The sequence below is a fragment of the Actinosynnema sp. NPDC059797 genome (assembly GCF_042732085.1).
Lineage (GTDB): Bacteria > Actinomycetota > Actinomycetes > Mycobacteriales > Pseudonocardiaceae > Actinosynnema.
On record NZ_JBHWIE010000079.1, the window covers coordinates 1 to 17,539 of the forward strand.

The 17,539-nt window shown below is 73.2% G+C and carries 11 protein-coding genes; 4 read left to right on the plus strand and 7 right to left on the minus strand.

The annotated features are described in order from the left end of the window. Positions 1-70: 70 nt before the first annotated feature. From ACFV4N_RS19840 to ACFV4N_RS19850, 3 genes are read right to left on the minus strand one after another with little or no spacing between them, the layout of a single operon-like run. Positions 71-1,297, minus strand: coding sequence for a cytochrome P450 (locus ACFV4N_RS19840; protein WP_499674023.1), 1,227 nt, complete (start codon positions 1,295-1,297; stop codon positions 71-73). Then, on the minus strand, positions 1,294-1,485 hold the full coding sequence (locus ACFV4N_RS19845) for a hypothetical protein (protein ID WP_499674024.1): 192 nt from the start codon (positions 1,483-1,485) through the stop codon (positions 1,294-1,296). The genes ACFV4N_RS19840 and ACFV4N_RS19845 overlap by 4 nt, the downstream gene beginning before the upstream one ends. 37 nt (positions 1,486-1,522) lie before the next feature. Then, entirely contained in the window at positions 1,523-2,704 is a 1,182-nt protein-coding gene (locus ACFV4N_RS19850) for an LLM class flavin-dependent oxidoreductase (protein WP_499674025.1), read from the minus strand. A 368-nt stretch (positions 2,705-3,072) separates the two neighbouring features. On the opposite strand from ACFV4N_RS19850, the gene ACFV4N_RS19855 reads away from it, so the two are divergent. Further along, complete coding sequence (locus ACFV4N_RS19855; protein ID WP_499674026.1) at positions 3,073-3,903, plus strand: SDR family oxidoreductase; 831 nt, start codon at positions 3,073-3,075, stop codon at positions 3,901-3,903. Positions 3,904-3,938: 35 nt separating this feature from the next. On the opposite strand, the gene ACFV4N_RS19860 is transcribed toward ACFV4N_RS19855, so the two are convergent. Then, on the minus strand, positions 3,939-4,889 hold the full coding sequence (locus tag ACFV4N_RS19860; protein ID WP_499674027.1) for a helix-turn-helix transcriptional regulator: 951 nt from the start codon (positions 4,887-4,889) through the stop codon (positions 3,939-3,941). A 120-nt stretch (positions 4,890-5,009) separates the two neighbouring features. On the opposite strand from ACFV4N_RS19860, the gene ACFV4N_RS19865 reads away from it, so the two are divergent. Next, complete coding sequence (locus ACFV4N_RS19865) at positions 5,010-5,972, plus strand: alpha/beta fold hydrolase (protein WP_499674028.1); 963 nt, start codon at positions 5,010-5,012, stop codon at positions 5,970-5,972. 50 nt (positions 5,973-6,022) lie between these two features. On the opposite strand, the gene ACFV4N_RS19870 is transcribed toward ACFV4N_RS19865, so the two are convergent. Both ACFV4N_RS19870 and ACFV4N_RS19875 read right to left on the minus strand, forming a co-directional pair. Then, on the minus strand, positions 6,023-9,442 hold the full coding sequence (locus ACFV4N_RS19870) for a hypothetical protein (protein WP_499674029.1): 3,420 nt from the start codon (positions 9,440-9,442) through the stop codon (positions 6,023-6,025). Between the two features lie 366 nt (positions 9,443-9,808). Further along, positions 9,809-12,583 (minus strand): helix-turn-helix transcriptional regulator, encoded by a 2,775-nt coding sequence (locus ACFV4N_RS19875; protein WP_499674030.1) that lies wholly within the window; start codon positions 12,581-12,583, stop codon positions 9,809-9,811. A 929-nt stretch (positions 12,584-13,512) separates the two neighbouring features. On the opposite strand from ACFV4N_RS19875, the gene ACFV4N_RS19880 reads away from it, so the two are divergent. Both ACFV4N_RS19880 and ACFV4N_RS19885 read left to right on the plus strand, forming a co-directional pair. Continuing rightward, complete coding sequence (locus ACFV4N_RS19880) at positions 13,513-14,262, plus strand: TetR/AcrR family transcriptional regulator (protein WP_499674031.1); 750 nt, start codon at positions 13,513-13,515, stop codon at positions 14,260-14,262. After that, positions 14,255-15,805 (plus strand): FAD-dependent oxidoreductase, encoded by a 1,551-nt coding sequence (locus tag ACFV4N_RS19885; RefSeq protein WP_499674032.1) that lies wholly within the window; start codon positions 14,255-14,257, stop codon positions 15,803-15,805. The genes ACFV4N_RS19880 and ACFV4N_RS19885 overlap by 8 nt, the downstream gene beginning before the upstream one ends. Here ACFV4N_RS19885 and ACFV4N_RS19890 read toward each other — a convergent pair. Beyond that, on the minus strand, positions 15,802-17,415 hold the full coding sequence (locus tag ACFV4N_RS19890; RefSeq protein WP_499674033.1) for an FAD-binding oxidoreductase: 1,614 nt from the start codon (positions 17,413-17,415) through the stop codon (positions 15,802-15,804). The genes ACFV4N_RS19885 and ACFV4N_RS19890 overlap by 4 nt on opposite strands. Positions 17,416-17,539 lie beyond the last annotated feature (124 nt).

Here is a 17,539-nt window from a genome sequence, read left to right on the forward strand (position 1 = left end):
GGCGCCGCCCCCGGCGCTTTCCCCCCCGCCCCCCTCCGCATCGGCCGTCGCACCCCGATCCGGAGAGCGGTCACGCCGCGGCGATCGGGACCCCCCGGAGGCCGCGCAGCGTGAAGTCGGAGCCGAATTCGACCTCGCCCGCGAACTCGTACTCCGGCAGCTCGTCCAGCAGCCGGTTCAACCAGATGTTCATCTCCAGCCGGGCCAGGTGGACCCCGAGGCAGATGTGAGGGCCGAACCCGAAGCCGAGGTGCGCCTTGCGGGGGCGGAAGACGTCGAAGGAGTCCGGGTTGCCCCAGCGGGCGGGATCGCGGTTCGCGCAGCCCAGGAGGAGCATGACCGCGGACCCGTTGGGGATCGTGGCGCCCTCGACCCGCGACTCGTCGCTGCACGCACCGCGCAGGACCGACTGCGTGAGGGTCAACCAGCGGTGGACCTCCTCGAGCGCGGCCGGGACGAGAGACCTGTCGGCGACCAGCGCGCGGCGTTGGTCCGGGTGGCGTCCCAGCGCGTACAGGGCCAGCGCCATCAGCTGCGCGGAACTCTCGTTCGCCGCGACCGTCAGCATCGTCCCGTTCGCGATGATCTCCCGGTCGGGCATGGACGGCCCGAAGTCGTCGAACACCATCTGGGCCATCAGCGTCCCGTCGGACTCCCCCAGCGCGCGGTTCTTCCCGACGAGGTCGCCGATGTACGAGTTCAGGGCGGCTGCCGCCGCGGCGCCCTCGGCGAAGATCTCCTGGGCCCTCGGGGTCGAGTCCAGCCGTGCGCTGAGGACCGCCGCCGTCGCGTCGCTCCACTTGATGAAGTCCTCGTACACGTCCTCCTCGACGCCCAGCAACTGGGCGGTGACGATGGTGGGGATGATCCGCGTCATCTCCGAGAGGGCGTCGAGGGATTCGCCGGAACGGAGGCGTTCGACGAATCGACCCACGTACACGTCCACGACTTCCCGGATCCTCGCCGGCCAGTCGGTCTCGACGGCCTTGCGCTCGAACCCCGGCGCCCAGATCTCGCGGACCGTCTGGTGCCGGGAACCGTCCATGCCGAGGAAGGTCGGCCCGCCGAACGCCTTCTCCATCTCCGGGAGCACGTTCGCGGAGTTGAAGTAGCGGGTGTCACCGAGCACCCGCGCGCAGTTGCGGTACGACGTGATCATGTACTGGTCGTGGCGGGAGTTGTACACGACCGGTCCCAGGGCCCGCCACGCGCCCATGGTCTCGTAGGGGTCCTGCGCGAAGGCAGGGTCGAGCATGTCGAAGTCCACGACGGGGAATTCCGCCGGTGCAGAGTTCATCTCAGGTCCTCTCCCCGGTCGGGACCGACATCACCGGGCGTCATCGCGGCCAAAACGTGTTCGGCGGGAACGTTGTAGCGGTGGGCATCGAGCGTGTGCAGCTGGGACAAGCGGATGAGTTCTTCTTCGTCGACCGCCTCGATGAGACCTCCGCACATCGGGCAGCTCACTTCAAGGCCGGCGTCCACGGCGCCCCTTTCCTGTTGACGTGTCGCGACGACACGGTCAGGACTTCCCGGCCACCTCGTCGGCGTACTTGCGGTTCATGTGCTCGACCGCCGCGCCGGCCGCGAGGGTCGCCTCCTCGCGCCGCGCGAGGATCCGGGCCCGGGCGTCGTGGGACGACTGGGCGTGGGTCTTCCCCGGTCCCTGGAAGTGCGGGGCGACCTGCCGGGCGATCAGCCCCCACGAGCGCCACGACGCCGTCGGGTCGGCCCAGTCGTGCGCCAGCAGCAGCACGGTGCCGAACCCGCCGGACTGGTCGACCATGCGCTGGACCTGGCGGCGGACGTCGTCGGCCGTGCCGATCGCGCCCAGGCCCGACTCGTTGACGAACTCGATCAGGTCCCGCGTGCTGCCGGTGGGCAGCGCGAGGCCGGGCACGGCCGCGTTCTCGTTCAGGTGCACCAACCAGTCCCGCAGCCCGAACTCGACGTCGCGGTACGCCTGCTCCCGGGTCTCGGCGACGTGCACCTCGGTGACCAGCCGCCAGGTCGCGCGGTCGGGCGCCGGCCGCCCCGCGTGGGCGGCGCGCTCGGTGGCGATCCCCCAGTGGTACGCCAGCGCGTCGAACCCGTCCTTGCTCATGGTCGCCCCGAGCGAGATCAGGCTCACCCCGCGGCTGCCGGCCAGGCGCGCACCGGTCGGCGACGCCGTCGCGGCCACCGCGATCTCGAAGCACGGCTCGGTGAACGGGCGCAGCTGCAGCGTGGCGTCGACCAGCGTGTGGCTCCCGACCGTCGTGGTGACCGACTCACCGGCCAGCAGCCGCTGGATGACGTCGAGGTGGGTCTCGAGGAGCTCGCGGCTCTCGGTGGGCGTCATGCCGATCATGGCGGCATCGGCGGGCAGGGAGCCCGGACCGACCCCGAACATCACGCGGCCACGCGTGAGGTGGTCGAGCATCACCATCCGGTCGGCCACCCACAGCGGGTGGTGGTACGGGAGCGTGGTCATGCCGGTCCCGAGGCGGATCCGGGAGGTGCGCTCCGCGGCCGCCGCGATGAAGATCTCGGGCGAGGCGATGATGTCGCGACCGGTCGAGTGGTGCTCCCCGATCCACGCCTCGTCGAAGCCCAGCCGGTCGAGGTGCGCCATCAGGTCCAGGTCGTGGCGCAGCCACCACGTCGGGCTCTCCCCCAGCGGGTGGATCGGGGGCAGGAACGCGCCGAAGCGCAGGCCGGTCACGTCAGCACCGCGGAGGACTCGGCGCCCGCGGTCCGCGCGGGCGACCCGCTCGCCGCGACCGGTCGGCGGATTGGCGGCTCGTCCGGCTCCGCCGAGGTGCGGGGAATTGACGGCGCGGGCGGAAAAGAGATCAGGACCGGCGCGCGATCGGCATTAGCCATGAATTTACCTCCGGAATCCGGCTGCGCCCCAACTGCGCCCCAACGTAGACCACCTCCAAGCCGGTGAGCACCCCCCTAATCTTGCACCGCGTCTCTGGGGTTTTTTACCCGGCAGCTCTGGGGTCTCGATACCCGTGAAACCGAGGCCGGGACTGCGAATATGTGGTGGAGCGAGCACCGATGCCGGCAGAAGGAGACGTTTCCGTCATGGCGACATGGTTCATCACCGGGGCCACCCGGGGGCTGGGCGCCGAGATCGCCCGGCACGCCCTGCGGGCGGGGCACGACGTCGCCGCCGGCGCCCGGCGGGTCGACGCGCTGCCCGACGACCTGCGCGGCGCCGAGCGGTGCCACCCGGTCACCCTCGACGTCACCGACCAGGCCCAGGTCGACCGCGCCGTCGCGCAGGTCGTCGACCGGTTCGGCACGATCGACGTGCTGGTCAACAACGCGGGTCGCATCCTGGTGGGTGCGCTGGAGGAGATCACCGACGCCGAGGCCAGGTCGCTGTTCGACGTCAACGTCTTCGGTCTGATCAACGTGACGCGAGCGGTCCTGCCGACCATGCGCGCCGCCGGCCGCGGCAAGGTCGTGCACATCGGCTCCCGGGCGGGGTTCGAGGGCGAACCCGGGGCGAGCCTCTACAGCGCCTCGAAGTTCGCGGTGGCCGGCATCAGCGAAGCCCTCGCCGCCGAGCTGGGTCCGTTCGGGATCCAGAGCATGGTCGTCGAGCCCGGGGCGTTCCGCACCGACCTCCTCGACGCCGGTTCCCGGTCGGTCGCCGAGGCGCGGCTGGCGGCCTACGACGGCACCCCCGCCCACCTGGTGCGCGACGGGATCGACGCGTTCAACCACGCCCAGCCCGGGGACCCGGCCAAGGGCGCGGCGCTGATCGTCGAGGTGACCGACGGCGAGGAGCTGCCCTCGCACCTGCTGGTGGGCGGCGACGCCTACGAGCGCCTCGAGGCCAAGAACGCGATGGTCGCGGAGCACATCGCCCCCTGGCGCACCAGGTCGCTGGCCACCGCGCACGACTGAGCCCGCCCGTCCCGCACCGCGCCGCGGGGCGGGTCTCAGCCGTACCGCTCGACGAGTGCGCGGCCGATCGAGGCCAGGTGGTCCCGCACGCCCGCCGGGCCGGTCACCTCGATCCACTCGACCAGCCCGGCGAGCTCGCCGGCGAGCGCGTACTCGTTGTAGCCGCGGATCACGACCTCGACGCGGCCGTCGGCCGTGGAACCCCCGACCTCGAGCCGGTCGCCGAGCACCATCCGGAGCCGGGCCATCCCGTCGGGCGTGCAGGTCGCCTGGATCTCGAGGGGCGTCCGCCTGCGCTCGACCTCGTCGGCGATCTCGCGCCAGCTCTCGGCGAGGTCGAAGTCGTCGGGTCGGCGCACGGGGTCGCCGGTCGGGTCGGCGGACGACACGCGGTCGACCCGGAAGGTCCGCCGGCCGGCGTCGGTGTGGCAGACGAGGTACCACCACGGTCCTTTGGCGACGATGCCCAGCGGGTGGACGGTCCTCCCGGTTTCGGCGCCGTCGCCGTCGACGTAGCCGAGCCGCACCTGGACGCCGCGGATCACCGCGTCCTGGAGCTCGTCGAGGAAGCGGGGCGGCGGCCGGTGCTCGACCCGGCCCGCCCCCCACCGCTGCGGGTCCATGACCAACGATGACGCCGCCGCCTCGGCCTGCACCCGGAAAGGCTCCGGCAGGGCGCGGACGAGCTTACGCAGCGCCGCCTTCACGGCCGGCGCCGCGGCCGAGGCCGGGCCGGCGACCAGGAACAGGGCGCGGGCCTCGCCCGCGGTCAGCCCGGACAGGTCGGTGCGGGCGCCGCCCACGAGGCGCCAGCCACCGCCCCGGCCCCGCATGGAGTAGACGGGCACGCCGGCCATCGCCAGGGCGTCGAAGTCGCGGCGGGCGGTGCGCTCGGACACCTCCAGCTCCCGGGCGACGTCCGCCGCCGTCAACTGCTCGCGCTGTTGCAGCAGCAGGAGGATGGCCATCAACCGGTCGGCTCGCACACCGCCAACACTCCCACGCGAAACCGGTCAGGGGATGACCTGTTTCGGTCGGCACGATGGCGACATGACCGCGTCGGCCGTCAGCCGCGCCGACGCCTCGATCGACAGGGAGAAAACGCGATGTTCGATCCGACCGACTTCCCCGAACCCACCCTGGTCCCCGTGAACGGTGTGGAACTCGAGGTCTTCGAAGCGGGCCGGGAGAACGCGGGAAATCCCGTCGTGCTCTGCCACGGCTGGCCGGAGCACGCCTTTTCCTGGCGCCACCAGGTGCCGGTCCTGGCCGCGGCGGGCCACCACGTCATCGTCCCGAACCAGCGGGGCTACGGCAACTCGTCCCGTCCTGCCGAGGTGGCGGACTACGACCTCGAGCACCTGTCGGGTGACCTCGTCGCGCTCCTCGACCACTACGGCTACGAGGACGCCACCTTCGTCGGCCACGACTGGGGCGCGTTCGTCGTCTGGGGCCTGACCCTGCTGCACCCGAACCGGGTGAACGGCGTGGTGGCGTTGAGCCTGCCCTACCAGGAGCGCGGGGAGGTGCCCTGGATCGAGTCCATGGAGGCCGCGCTCGGCGCCGACTTCTACTTCGTCCACTTCAACCGGCAGCCGGGCGTCGCGGACGCCGTGCTCGACGAGCACACCGCCCGGTTCCTGCGCAACCTGTTCCGCAAGGACCAGCCCCCGGCACCGCCTGAGCCGGGCATGGTGATGATCGACCTCGCCAGGGCGGAGGAACCCCTCGGCGAGCCCGTCATGAGCGACGGCGAACTGGCCGTCTTCGTCTCCGCCTTCGAATCGACGGGCTTCACGAGCAGCATCAACTGGTACCGCAACCTCGACCGCAACTGGCACCTGCTCGCCGACGTGGATCCGGTCATCCGGCAACCCGCGCTCATGATCTACGGCGACCGCGACACGATCCCGAGGTTCGATCGACTGGCGGAGTTCGTGCCCGACGTGGAAGTGGTCGGCCTGGACTGCGGTCACTGGATCCAGCAGGAAGAGCCGGGCGGGACGAACCGGGCGATCCTGGGGTGGCTGGACCGGCGGGCCGCCGCCCGAGGCGTGTCCGGCGGGTAGGTCGGCGCCGCCCGCACCGGCCCGACCCGACCCGACCCGCCGGACACGCCTCAGTCGTCCATCAGGACCCGGGTGACGACCGTCGCGACCCCCGCGGCGTAGCTGACGCCGACCTTGACCGCGAGCATCTCCTCCCGGAACAGGGGGGAGCGCAGGAACGCGAGGACCACCGGGACCGGGGCGACGGCGCTGTTGACCCACCGCGCGCAGGACGCCGACGGCCGGGCCGCGCACCCGGCCACCCCGAGGACGAGGGAGCCGAGGCCGGCGGCGGTGTCGAGCCACACGCCGTACACGTCCTCCAGCTTGGCCACCAGCAGGACGTTGCCCCGCTTGCTGCTCGCGTACATCGTGAGCGCGTCGACCAGGAACGAGAGGCCCTCGACCGACCACTTCGCGATCGCCAGGCCGGACGCGGTGTCGCCGGGGGCGTCGGTCGGGGCGTCGCCGGGCGGGGACGCGGTGAACGGCCAGGCCAGGCCGAGCGACAACGCCGTGTTCCCCAGCAGCAGGGCGCTGATCGTGCTCGTCACGGCCTTGTCCGCGGGAGTCGTGGGCGGCGGCAGCAGGTCGCTGCCGAACTCCAGGGCGGTCGCCACCACCGTCGTCGCGACGTCGAGCGCCTTGCCCGTCACCGGTGACGCCGTCGCCACCGGCCGGTCGGGCTCCGGCCGGTCGGGCGTGCCGCCGAGCGCGTGCCGCGCGACCACGGCGGGGAAGGCGACCAGCAGCCCGACCAGGGTCTTGAGGGTGACCGGGCCGCGCTGGTCGACCGGCACCCCCGCCTCGTCCGCGATCCACGTCACCACGTCCCGGACCGGCCCGACGTCGACCTTGGCGGCGAGCAGCCCGGCGGCGATCCCGCCCAGCTTCACCAGGACGTCGATCAACGCGTCGACCAGGGCCTCCGCGATCTCCACCAGGGCCAGGGCCAGCTCCCGCAGCGCCGTCAGCAGGGCGGTGAGCGCGACCTGCTCCAGGCTGCCGCCGGTGCCGTCCAGCTCGCTCGCCACCGCCTCGGCGAAGGCCTGGCCGGCGTCGTGGCAGCGGGACAGTTGCCCGGTGATCGCCGCGATCGCCGAATCGACGGCCTTCCGCAGGTCACCGGTGCCCGCCGGCACCTCGGCGAGCAGCCGCGCGCCCAGCTCGCCCTCGGCGGCCTGGACGCGGTCGAACAGGAAGTGCGCGGGCATCGACGCCCTCAGGTCGAGGGTGTCGGTGACGGCTCCCACCTGCGCCCCGCCGCTGCCGACGACCGGCGGCACGGGGTCGTGCCCGGACCCCTTCACGTCGCCGACCGTGCTGCCGCGCACCTTCCCGATGAGCCGGTCGAACTGGCCGGCGAGGTCGGTCCGGGCGAAGTCGGTCATCCGCTGGAGCGCGACGGCCCTGACCCGCTGCAGTTGGGCGACGACCTCGGTGGGCGTCCGGTCGAGCACGCCCTCGACGGCGTGGGCGGTGGCCCAGATGTCGGCGAACGGGAACCGGTGGACCAGCCAGTCGATCACCCGGGAGGTGAGCGCGCCCAGCGCCCGCATCGCGCTCAGGAACAGGTCCACGGAGTCCGAGGCGGTCACGACCGCGAACCGGCCGAGGTCCACGACCTTCCCGGCGATCCGCAGGGCCAGCGAGACCGTGCCGTCGGCCGCGTTCAGCGTCAGCCGCGCCACGTCGGTGACACCGGCGAGCAGCCCGCTCACCACGTCGCCGAAGCGCCGCCCCAGGTCGCCGAGGAAGCCCTCCGGCACGGTGTCGACCCGGCGCAGCGACACCTCGCCGCCCGCGCCGGTCTCCAGCACCCACGACGACGTGGGGCGGGGCATGCTCGGGTTGCCCAGCGCCATGAGGTCGCGCAGGTGCGCCACGGCCAGTTGCGGCGTCAGGGACGCCGACCAGGTCGTGCTCGGCACCAGGGGGGTGCCGCCGACCTTGGCGGCGCGCAACGCCTCCGCCGTGAGCGGGCCGCGGTCCGCCAGCGGCGCGAGGCCCGACAGGTAGTCGCGGATCCCGTGCTCCGGGTGGATCTGCGCGCCCTCGGGCAGGCCGTCGCCGGTGACCAGGATCGCGGGCGGGGCGAGGCTGTGGGCCTGGGTGGACGCGGTCAGCGCGCCGAACCGGTCGGTGCGCGCGATCAGCACCTCGTCGCGGCGCGGCCCCAGCCGCGCGGTCCGGGAGCCGACGGTCACCTCGGCCGCGCTCGTCGTGCGCACCCGCACCGGGTGGTTCGCGACCGGTGTGCCGGCGGCGTCGCGGACGGTGACCCTGGTGCGCCAGCGCCGGGTCCGCGCGGCGTTGGTGTCCGCCAGCCGCACGACCTCGCGGCGCCACTGCCCCGTGTCCGGGTCTTGGCTCAAGATCACCATTCGGTTGCTGAAATCCAGGGCGAAGAAGACCGGCGACCCCTGGTGCAGCGGGTCGGGGAACAGGAACCTGTTCCGCTTGCCGAGGGGCACCGCGACCGGCGCGCCATCCGCGCCGGCGGACCACACCGGGCCGTCGGCGCCCCACCCCGTCTGCCTGAGCAGCGACAGGTCGCCGTCGCCGTCGACGTAGGCCCTCAGCAGCCCCGCGCCGTCCGCGGTGGTGGTGACGGCCTCCGCGGTGATCCCGAGGTCGGTCCACCGGCCGCCCGCGAACTGGTGCAGCCGTCTCGTCTTCCAAGTGATGCACAGGTACCCGGTGCTCGACGCGCCGTCCACGAAGCCACCCCAGGCGACCACGTCCGATCCGGGCAACCGCGTCTTGTCCGTCGAGTGCTTCTTGTCGCCCTCCACCCCGACGCGCACGAGATCGACCCCGTCGCAGTAGCCGACCTCCAGCGACCGGGCGTCGAACGGCACGACCACGTACCGCCGGTCCTTGAGCTTGCCGCCGAAGTCGTAACCGGAGCGCTTCCACTTGTCGCCCCCGGCGGGCTGGTACCGGACCAGGTTGCCGTGCGGGTCCACCCCGAACAGCGACGGCGACCTCGGACCGGCCGCGGGTGGGTAGATCACGACCAGGTCGACCAGCCCGACCTTCTCCTCGTGCACCTTGACGAACCCGTCGCCGTCGTGCCGGAAGAAGGCCGTGGTCGAAGCGCCCTGCGCGACCGTCCACAACCGACCGTCCGGCAGTCGCAGCACGACCACGCCGATCCAGGCGTCGCCCGCCGCCGGCGGTCCCAGCACCCAGTGGCCGCTCGTGGTGTCGCGCCGGACCGTGCGCACCCGCCCGTCGAGCACGACGGACGCCCTGAGCCCACCGGCCGGGTCGTGGTAGGTGGCGACCGGGTTCAGCGAGGGGATGGCGTCGAACGTCAGGTCGATGCCGGTGACGGGTTCGCTGACGAGCGCGCTGTCGGAGACCACGGTGAACGGCCTGTGGTAGACGGGGAGTGCGGGCGCCGTGCGGGGGCCGGTGTCGGGAGCCGCGCCGGCTCCGCTGTCGAGGTCGGCTCCGGCGCGGGTGGACGAGGGTGCGCTGGACATGGGACACCTCCGGAGTGGAGTTGGCGGCGACGGCTCGCGGCGGCTCCCGGAACGGGTGCCCGCGCAGCGGTTCCCGTTCCGGGTTCGGCGGGCGTCGCCGTCCGTCCATACTGTCCAGTTGGCGTGGCTGTGCAAGCGAGCAAGATCGATGGCGGGGTTCACCCCTGTCGCACAGCGGAGGTGGCCGTCGCGCGAACCGCTCGACCGTGTGAGGGATTCCCGGTAACGCCCGCCGCACGTCGCCCGTTCGGCCGCCGCCGGACCGGCCGGTACTGCGTCATCGAGGTGAATCGGTCACCGGTCAGGTGAAACCCGTCGTCCGCGCGGGCCGGCGGATGCGCGGGCGATGGGCGGCCGGACGCCCTCTCAGGCGGAGGCTTCGCCGCGGGCCTGACGCGGGAGGACCGATTGAGGCCCGAGCCGGGACAGCAGCTGCACCCGCGAGCTGACGCCCAGCTTGCGGTAGATCCGGGTCAGGTGCTGCTCGACCGTGCTGGTGGTGAGGTAGAGCCTGCCGGCGATCTCCCGGTTGGTCATGCCCTTGGCCGCGAACTTGGCGACCCTGCGCTCCGCGTCGCTGAGCACGAGCATGTCGACCTCCGCCTCCTCCAGCACGTCCGGCGCGCCGGTCGGCCGACCGGGCTGTTCCACGAAGAACGCCTGCCTGATGCTGTTGACCTTGCGCGCCACCGACCGCGCCCGGCCGGCCTCGCCGAGCTGGGTGTACGCGTCGTGCAGGGCGGCGAGCGCGCTCGCCAGCTCGAACTTGTCCCCGCTCCGGTGCAGGACGTCCACGGCGTCGTGCAGCAGCGGTGGCCGGAGGGGCAGTTCCCGGGTCGCCGCCAGCAGCCGCAAGGTGCGCCCGTGCACCCGCAGGTGGCCGTCCTCCCCGATCCGCCGCAGCTGCTCGCGGGCGTGGCGCGCGGCCGCCTCGCGGTCCCCGAGTTGCAGGTGGGCGGCTGCCATCTCGGTGCGCCACGGCAACGCCCCGGGCCGGTCCATCCCCCACCGGTCGAGCAGGTCGCCGACGGCCTGGAAGTCGTCGAGGGCGACCTGCGCGAGCCCGCGCTCGACGTAGTGGCGGCCGCGCGCCAACAGGTAGGACAAGCCGAACGGCGTCTCGAACATCACGTCCGGCACCGGCAGGGCGAGCGTGCGCGCCGCTTCGTCGTGCTTGCCCTGCAGCGTTTGCGCCGTCAGCAGGGTGCCCAGCGGCACGCCGGCCAGCACGCCCCACTCGGCGACCGGGATGATCTCGAGCGCGGCGGCGGCCCAGGTGGCCGCGACGCCGAGCGAGCCCCTGCGCAAGGCGATCTCCGCCGCGATCGCGTAGAACAGCGCGTGCCAGGTGGGCTCTCGGAGGTCGAGGCAGGTCTGGATCAGTTCCCGGCACCGCCGTTCCGCTTCCTCCAGGCGCTCGGCGTAGATCATCGTGCACAACGCGAGGATGACCGGGAGCAGGTTGATCTCGGTCAGCGGCTGTTGCCAGAACGCCTCGTCCGCCTGGCCCAGGCGTTCCGCGCTCGCCCCCTGGTGGTGGGTGCTCCGGAAGTGCTCGAGCAGTCGATAACCGATGGCGCCCGGGGGCATGACCGGCGTGCCGTTCGCCCTGCTCTCGTCGACCTCTCGGCGGAAGGTGCCCGGGTACATGTCGGCCAGCCACATCCGCATCACCTCGAACTCCCACGGAGGCCGGGAGTCCGGCGACGAGTCGGACTCCAGCCGGGAGAGCACGGAGCGGACGTCGGCCACCCGCCCCTGGGCCAGCATGATGATGATGGGCATCGTCGCGTGCCGGTCCCGGAGCCGACCGCTCAGCATCGCGTCGGTCAGCTCGGGCAGGTGGCCGACCGAGGCGCCCAGGTCGACCCGCCACTCCGCCCGCAGCAGCAGGGCCAGCGTCTCCGCCCTGCGCCGGGCGTCGGTGTCCACCTGGTACGCCAGCCGCAGCAGCTCCGTGGCCCGCCGCGGGTCGCCCTTCTCCAGCGCCTGCTGCGCCCCCTCGACCAGGTTCGGCACGGCCGACGGTTCGTCCAGGCGACCGGAGGCGACGACGTGCTCCGCGATCGTCGAGGAGTCCGCGCCGCAGGCCTTGAGCAGGTCCGCCGCGCGCCAGTGCAGCTCGGACCGATCAGCGGCCGAGAAGGTGTTGAGCACGGCGCCGGCGATGGCCGCGTGCCGCATCCGGCCCGCTTCCACCAGACCGATCTGGGTCAGCACGCGCGTCGCCGCGGCGATCCGGTCCGGCGCGGCGTCGACGAGCCAGCCGAGCAGCGCGAGCTGCGACGGCTCGTCGATCACCGAGATCGCGCCCGCGACCCGCAGCGTCACCGGGTCGCACCGGCGCAGGAGGAGCTGGACGGCCCGCTCGAACCCGGGCCCCGCGCCCGGTTCGGCCGGTGGGCCACCGCCGCCGGTGGCGGCCCGACCGTCCTCCAGCAACGCGTGCAGGAGCAGCGGGTTGCCACCGGTGAGCCGGTGCGCCTCCGCGGCGGGTTCCGTCGCGCCGGGGCCGGGGAGTCGCCCGGCCACCAGCTCGGCGGCGCCGCCCGGCGACAGCGGGGTCAGCAGCAGCCGCCGGAAGTAGGCCTGCTGGGAGAACTCGGCGCAGAGCAGGCGGGAGTTGCTCGGGGAGATCTCGGTGCCGTCGCGCCAGCCGAGGACGATCAGGATCCGGGCGAGCCCGGCCCGGCGGATCAGGTAGATGAGCCAGTCCTGGGAGAACGCGTCGATGTACTGGGTGTCGTCGACGGCGATCACCACCGGGCCCCGCTCGGCCAGCTCCAGCACCGCCGTCGCCAGCCCGTCCAGCACCCGGGACCGGCTCACCCCGTCGGATGCCGCGTCGGCGAGCAGCCGGTGGTCGAGCAGACCGCCGACGACCGCCGCCGTGTCGCGGTCGAACACCTCACCGGCGAGCAGTTGGCGCACGATGCCCAGGGAGAGCGAGCACTCGGTCGGCGCCCCGCTGGCGCGGAGCAGCCGCGCCCCGGCGTCACGGGCCCGGTCGCCGAACTCGTCGATCAGCGCCGTCTTGCCCGTCCCGGCGACCCCCTGGAGCACGACGACGCGCACACCCCCGGTGGCGGACTCGGCGAAAGCCGCGGTCAGCTCAGCGAGTTCAGACTCTCGTTCGATCATGCACGATCCCTCCGTCTTGCGGAGCCGGAACTTCCGCTCGGCAGGAACTCCGAACACCTCGCCACATCGGTCTTGTCCTGCGAGAAGTCCTGTCGGACAGGGTGCCGACCCCGAGGTCGCGGCGGTGGACGAGGGCGTGGTGCGCCACGGCACCTCAACGAACCCGGAAGGCGACCGCGTCGACCCCGCGGCCGGTCCGGGACCTGGTTCGGGATCACCCGCCCGCTCGGGTTCGCTGCGCGCCGCTCCCGCGGATCGAACAGCTCAGCGAGGAGTTCTACCCGCCGGCCGCGAGTGGGGCCGAGCGCCACCCCGACTCGGCACCGCCGTCACCCGAGCAATCCCGATCCGCTTCGCCCGCACCGCGAACCACCCCCGCTTACCGGGCCGAGTTGGAACTCGGCCACGCCCCAGAAGACCGCCTTCACCGCGCGCCACCCGCACTTCCGCGAGCACCGGCAGCAGCGTCGGCTCGCGGCCGTGCCCTATCGATCATGACTTCAGGCTACCGGCGAGCGGGACGGGTGAAGATCATCCGCAACGAACCTTGCACTTTTGAGCAACCGCAGGTGCCCCGGGCCCCTCCCGCCCCGGGAAGGGCGGCACCGCGTGGTCCGCGCTCCCCGGCGGCCCGCCGCCGCCCTTCGGCATACCTGCCCGCGGGGACGAACCCGCACCTCATCATGGGCGCGCCCACCGGAGCCCGATCACCCCTCGACAGGATCATCCCATGACGGGCGCGAGCCTGGAGAGTCCGATGTGGACATTCCACTTCGGCCTGCGGGAGCCCGCAGGCACCGGGCGGCGACGGCGACCGCACGACCGGCCAGGCCCGCAGCACACCCGGTTCCCCCTCGGGGTGGCCCACGACCCGATTTGGAGCGCTGCACCAACTTGGTGCAGTGCTCCAAGACTGTTAGCGTGGCCGGGTGACCACCCGAGCCCGCCGTCCCGGCCGGCGCAATCAAGTGCTCTCCCGGGAGCAGATCCTCGGTGCCGCCATCGACCTGCTCGACTCGGGCGGCGAGGGGGCGCTGACGGTCCGGGCGATGACCGAACGGCTGGCCACCGGGTCCGGGGCCGTCTACCACCACGTGGGCTCCAGGGAGGAGCTGCTGGACGCCGCGGCGGAAACGGTCGTCACGGCGGCGCTCACGGCCAGGTCGGCCCGGGCCGGGGCCACGCCCGAGGACGAGGTCCGCGGGGTCGCGCTGGCCCTGTTCGACGCCATGGCCGAACACCGGTGGCTCGCCACGCGGCTGACCCTCCAGGTCGTCCGGAACCCGGCCGGGCCGGTGGCGGTGGAGATCTTCGAGAGGCTCGGCCGCCAGGTGGGCGCGCTGGGCGTCCCGCGGGCCTCCTGGTTCGACGCGACGGCGACGCTCGTGCACTACGTCCTCGGCGCGGTCAGCCAGAACACCCGCGTCGGCGGGGACACCCCGGGCGGTCGGCACGACGCGGACCGCGAGGAGTTCTTCGACGCGGTGTCGACGGCGTGGCGGGGGCTCGACGTCGAGGACTACCCGTTCCTGCACGCCGTCGTGGACCAGGCCAGGGACCACGACGACCGCGAGCAGTTCCTCACCGGCATCGGCATCGTCCTCGCCGGCCTGACCCACCTCCGCCGACCCGCCCTGCCCGGGTCACCCGCTCCCCGGGAGGGACTCCCCCGTGCGTGACGTGCTGGTCGTCGGCGGCGGCCCGGTCGGCTTGTTCCTGGCGGGCGAGCTGGCCCTGTCCGGCTGCTCGGTGCTGGTCCTCGAACGGGACCGGGAACCCGGCTCGCCGTTGAAGGCGCTCCCGCTCGGGTTGCGGGGCCTGTCCGCCGGGTCGGCCGAGGCGTTCCACCGCCGAGGGCTGCTCGCGGCGGTCGTGAGCGCTTCCGGCGCCGACGAGGAGCAGGTCGGCGCGCCCCCGGGAGCCGTCGAAGCGCCGGCTCCCCGCAGCGTGGGCCATTTCGCCGGGATGGCCCTCGACGCGGCCGACGTCGACACGTCCGCACTGCCCTCCCGGCTGCCCGGCCCGGCGATGGAAGGCTTCATGACCAGCCTCGAGGCGGTCTCGGCGGTGCTCTCCTCGTGGGCGGCCGACCTCGGCGTGGAGATCGTCCGGGGTGCGCCGGTCACGGCCGTGCGCCAGGACGACGAGTCCGTGGTCGCCGCGGCGGGCGGACGGGAGCACCGGGCGCGCTGGCTGGTGGGGTGCGACGGCGGCCGCAGCGCGGTCCGCGAGCTCGTCGGCTTCGACTTCGTCGGCACGGATCCGCTGTTCACCGGCTACGCCGCGCACGTCACCTTCGCCGACCCGCGGCAACTGCCGCTCGGCTTCACCCTGACGCCCCGCGGCATGTACCTGAGGACGCCCTTCGAGGGGCACCTGGGCATGATGGACTTCGACGGCGGCGGGTTCGACCGCTCCGCACCGCCGACCCGCGAGCACCTCCAGGCGGTCCTGCGCCGCATCACGGGCACCGACGTGACGCTGACCGACGTCCACCTGGCGTCGAGCTTCACGGACCGCGCGATGCAGGTGACGACCTACCGCGAGGGACGCGTGCTGCTCGCGGGCGACGCCGCGCACATCCACTCCCCGCTCGGCGGTCAAGGGCTCAACCTCGGCCTCGGCGATGCCGTGAACCTCGGCTGGAAGCTCGCCGCCACCGCCCGCGGGCACGCGCCCGACGACCTGCTCGACACCTACACCCGCGCGCGCCACCCGGTCGGCGCCTCGGTGCTCGACTGGTCACGTGCCCAGTCGGCGGTCATGCGACCGGGCTCCCACGCACCCGCGCTGCGGCGGCTGGTCCACGACCTGCTGAGCACCGCCGACGGCACGACGCACGTGCACCGGAGGACATCGGGCCTGTTCCACCGCTACGACCTGGGCAGCGGGCACCCGCTGGTGGGCCGGACCGCCCCCGACTTCCGGTTCGAGGACGGCACCCGCCTCGGCGAGCTGATGCGGCAGGGCCAGGGCGTCGCGCTCGACTTCGGCGGCGACCGCGCGCTGCGGGACACCGCCCGGGGGTGGGCGGGCAGGGTCCGGTACGCCGCGGGCGAGGCGCGGAACGACCTCGGGCAGCGCGCCCTGCTGGTCCGCCCTGACGGCGTCGTGGCCTGGGCCGCCGAAGACGCCCCCGAACTCGACGGGTTCGCCCGGAGCGCGGCCCGCTGGTTCGGCGCCCCGGACGACGGGGGCCCGGATCGGCGGACTCGTCCCTAGTGCGGGAGCCTGATCGACATGGCGTGGTGGAACACGTCGCGCGGGTCCCAGCGCAGCTTGACCTGCTGCAGCCTCGGGTAGTTGTCCTTGTAGTACAAGGCGTGCCACGGGACCCCGGACCTGTTCCACCGCGGGTCGAGGGTGTCGACGTCCGGGTAGTTGATGTAGGAGCCGTCGTTCACGCCGTCGGGGACCGGCACGCCTCCGGTGTCCCGGTACATCTCGCCGTACCAGCGCCGGATCCAGTCCAGGTTCGCCCGCTCGCCGTCCGGGTCGGTCCAGGTGACGGTGTAGACCGCTTTCATGATGCTGTCCCGCTGCGGCACGGCGGTCGCGTCGGGCGCCACGGTGTTGACCTGGCCGCCGTAGGACAGCAACAGCAGCATCGCGCGCTCGTTGTCGTGATCGGTGCTCGTCAGTTGGGTGTAGGCGGTCCTGATCTGCTCGTCGGTGAACCGCCTCCGCAGGTAGGCCGCTTTCGCCTTGAACGTCCCGGACTCGTCGGACTGGCTCAGCGACCCGGCCTTCACCGACGCCAGCCACGGCAGCCGGTGCGGCGGTCGCACCACGGTCGTGCCCGGGACACCTTCGCCGATCTCCGCGAGGTGGTCGCGCAGCAGCCGGTCGGCGTCGGGCAGGGTGCCGTCCAACGAGGCCACCATGACGAACCAGCCCGGGTCGGCGCCCGTGTTGCGCCGGGTGATCAGCAGGGGGCTGAAGAGGCTCGCGTAGCGGGAGTCGGGTGCGCTGTTGCGCTCGTGCCACTCGCCGTAGTTGCGCAGCAGGCGGTGGAACGACTCCTCGGTGACGTCCCGCCAGTTCCACCCGAGGGTGGCGCCCAGCGTCACGGCGGGCGGCTTCGGCAGCAGGCGGGCGGGGTCGTCGCCGGTGGCGCCGGACGACCGCATCCAGTACCGGGTGACCACGCCGAAGTTCCCGCCGCCGCCACCGGTGTGCGCCCACCACAGGTCCCGGTTGGCGTCGTCCGGCTCGCGGGTCGCGACCACCGCCCGCGCCCGTCCCGAGCGGTCCACCACGACGACCTCCACGGCGTACAGGTGGTCCACCACCGAGCCGAACCGCCGGGACAGCGGGCCGTAGCCGCCGCCCTGGACGTGCCCGCCCGCGGCCACGCCCCCGCACTGCCCACCGGGGATCGTGACGCCCCAGCCGAGGTAGAGCCGTTCGAACACCGACCACAGGGTGGCGCCCGGCTCGATCACGAACGCGCCGCGGCGCCGGTCGAAGGCGACCTGCCGCATCGCGGACAGGTCGATGACCACCTCCGCGCCGTCGCCCACGAAGTCCTCGTAGCAGTGCCCGCCGCTGCGGACGGTGACCCGCTTGCCCGCCCGCACCGCGTCGTCCACGGCGCGCACGACCTGCTCGGTCGTGGTGGGCAGGCGGAAGCACGCGGGCCGGGGGAAGAAGCGCTCGCTCGTCCGGCGCAGCACGAGGTCTTCGTAGCGGGCGTCGCCCGGCGCGATCAACGCCGAGTCGCGCGCGCCCCCGGTCGTCGCCGCGGCCGCGCCGGTCGGGCTGCCGATCAGCGCGGCCCCGCCCACGGCCGCGGTGCCGGCGATGAACCCACGACGGGTGGTCCCGGTCATCGTCGTTCCCCCTCTGTTCGTTGGTGTGCCGGGGAAAACGCTAGGAGCAGCCGGTCGGGGGCGCCATCGGTCCAGGCCGACCGTCAGGCAACCGGCAGCGAACCGTCAGGTTCGGCCGAGCCGG

What these genes read in the sequence shown, in the direction of transcription:
- ACFV4N_RS19840 (WP_499674023.1), bottom strand. Translation starts at nt 1,297, where the DNA reads ATGAACTCTGCACCGGCGGAATTCCCCGTCGTGGACTTCGACATGCTC.
- ACFV4N_RS19875 (WP_499674030.1), bottom strand. Translation starts at nt 12,583, where the DNA reads ATGATCGAACGAGAGTCTGAACTCGCTGAGCTGACCGCGGCTTTCGCC.
- ACFV4N_RS19870 (WP_499674029.1), bottom strand. Translation starts at nt 9,442, where the DNA reads ATGTCCAGCGCACCCTCGTCCACCCGCGCCGGAGCCGACCTCGACAGC.
- ACFV4N_RS19865 (WP_499674028.1), top strand. Translation starts at nt 5,010, where the DNA reads ATGTTCGATCCGACCGACTTCCCCGAACCCACCCTGGTCCCCGTGAAC.
- ACFV4N_RS19855 (WP_499674026.1), top strand. Translation starts at nt 3,073, where the DNA reads ATGGCGACATGGTTCATCACCGGGGCCACCCGGGGGCTGGGCGCCGAG.
- ACFV4N_RS19890 (WP_499674033.1), bottom strand. Translation starts at nt 17,415, where the DNA reads ATGACCGGGACCACCCGTCGTGGGTTCATCGCCGGCACCGCGGCCGTG.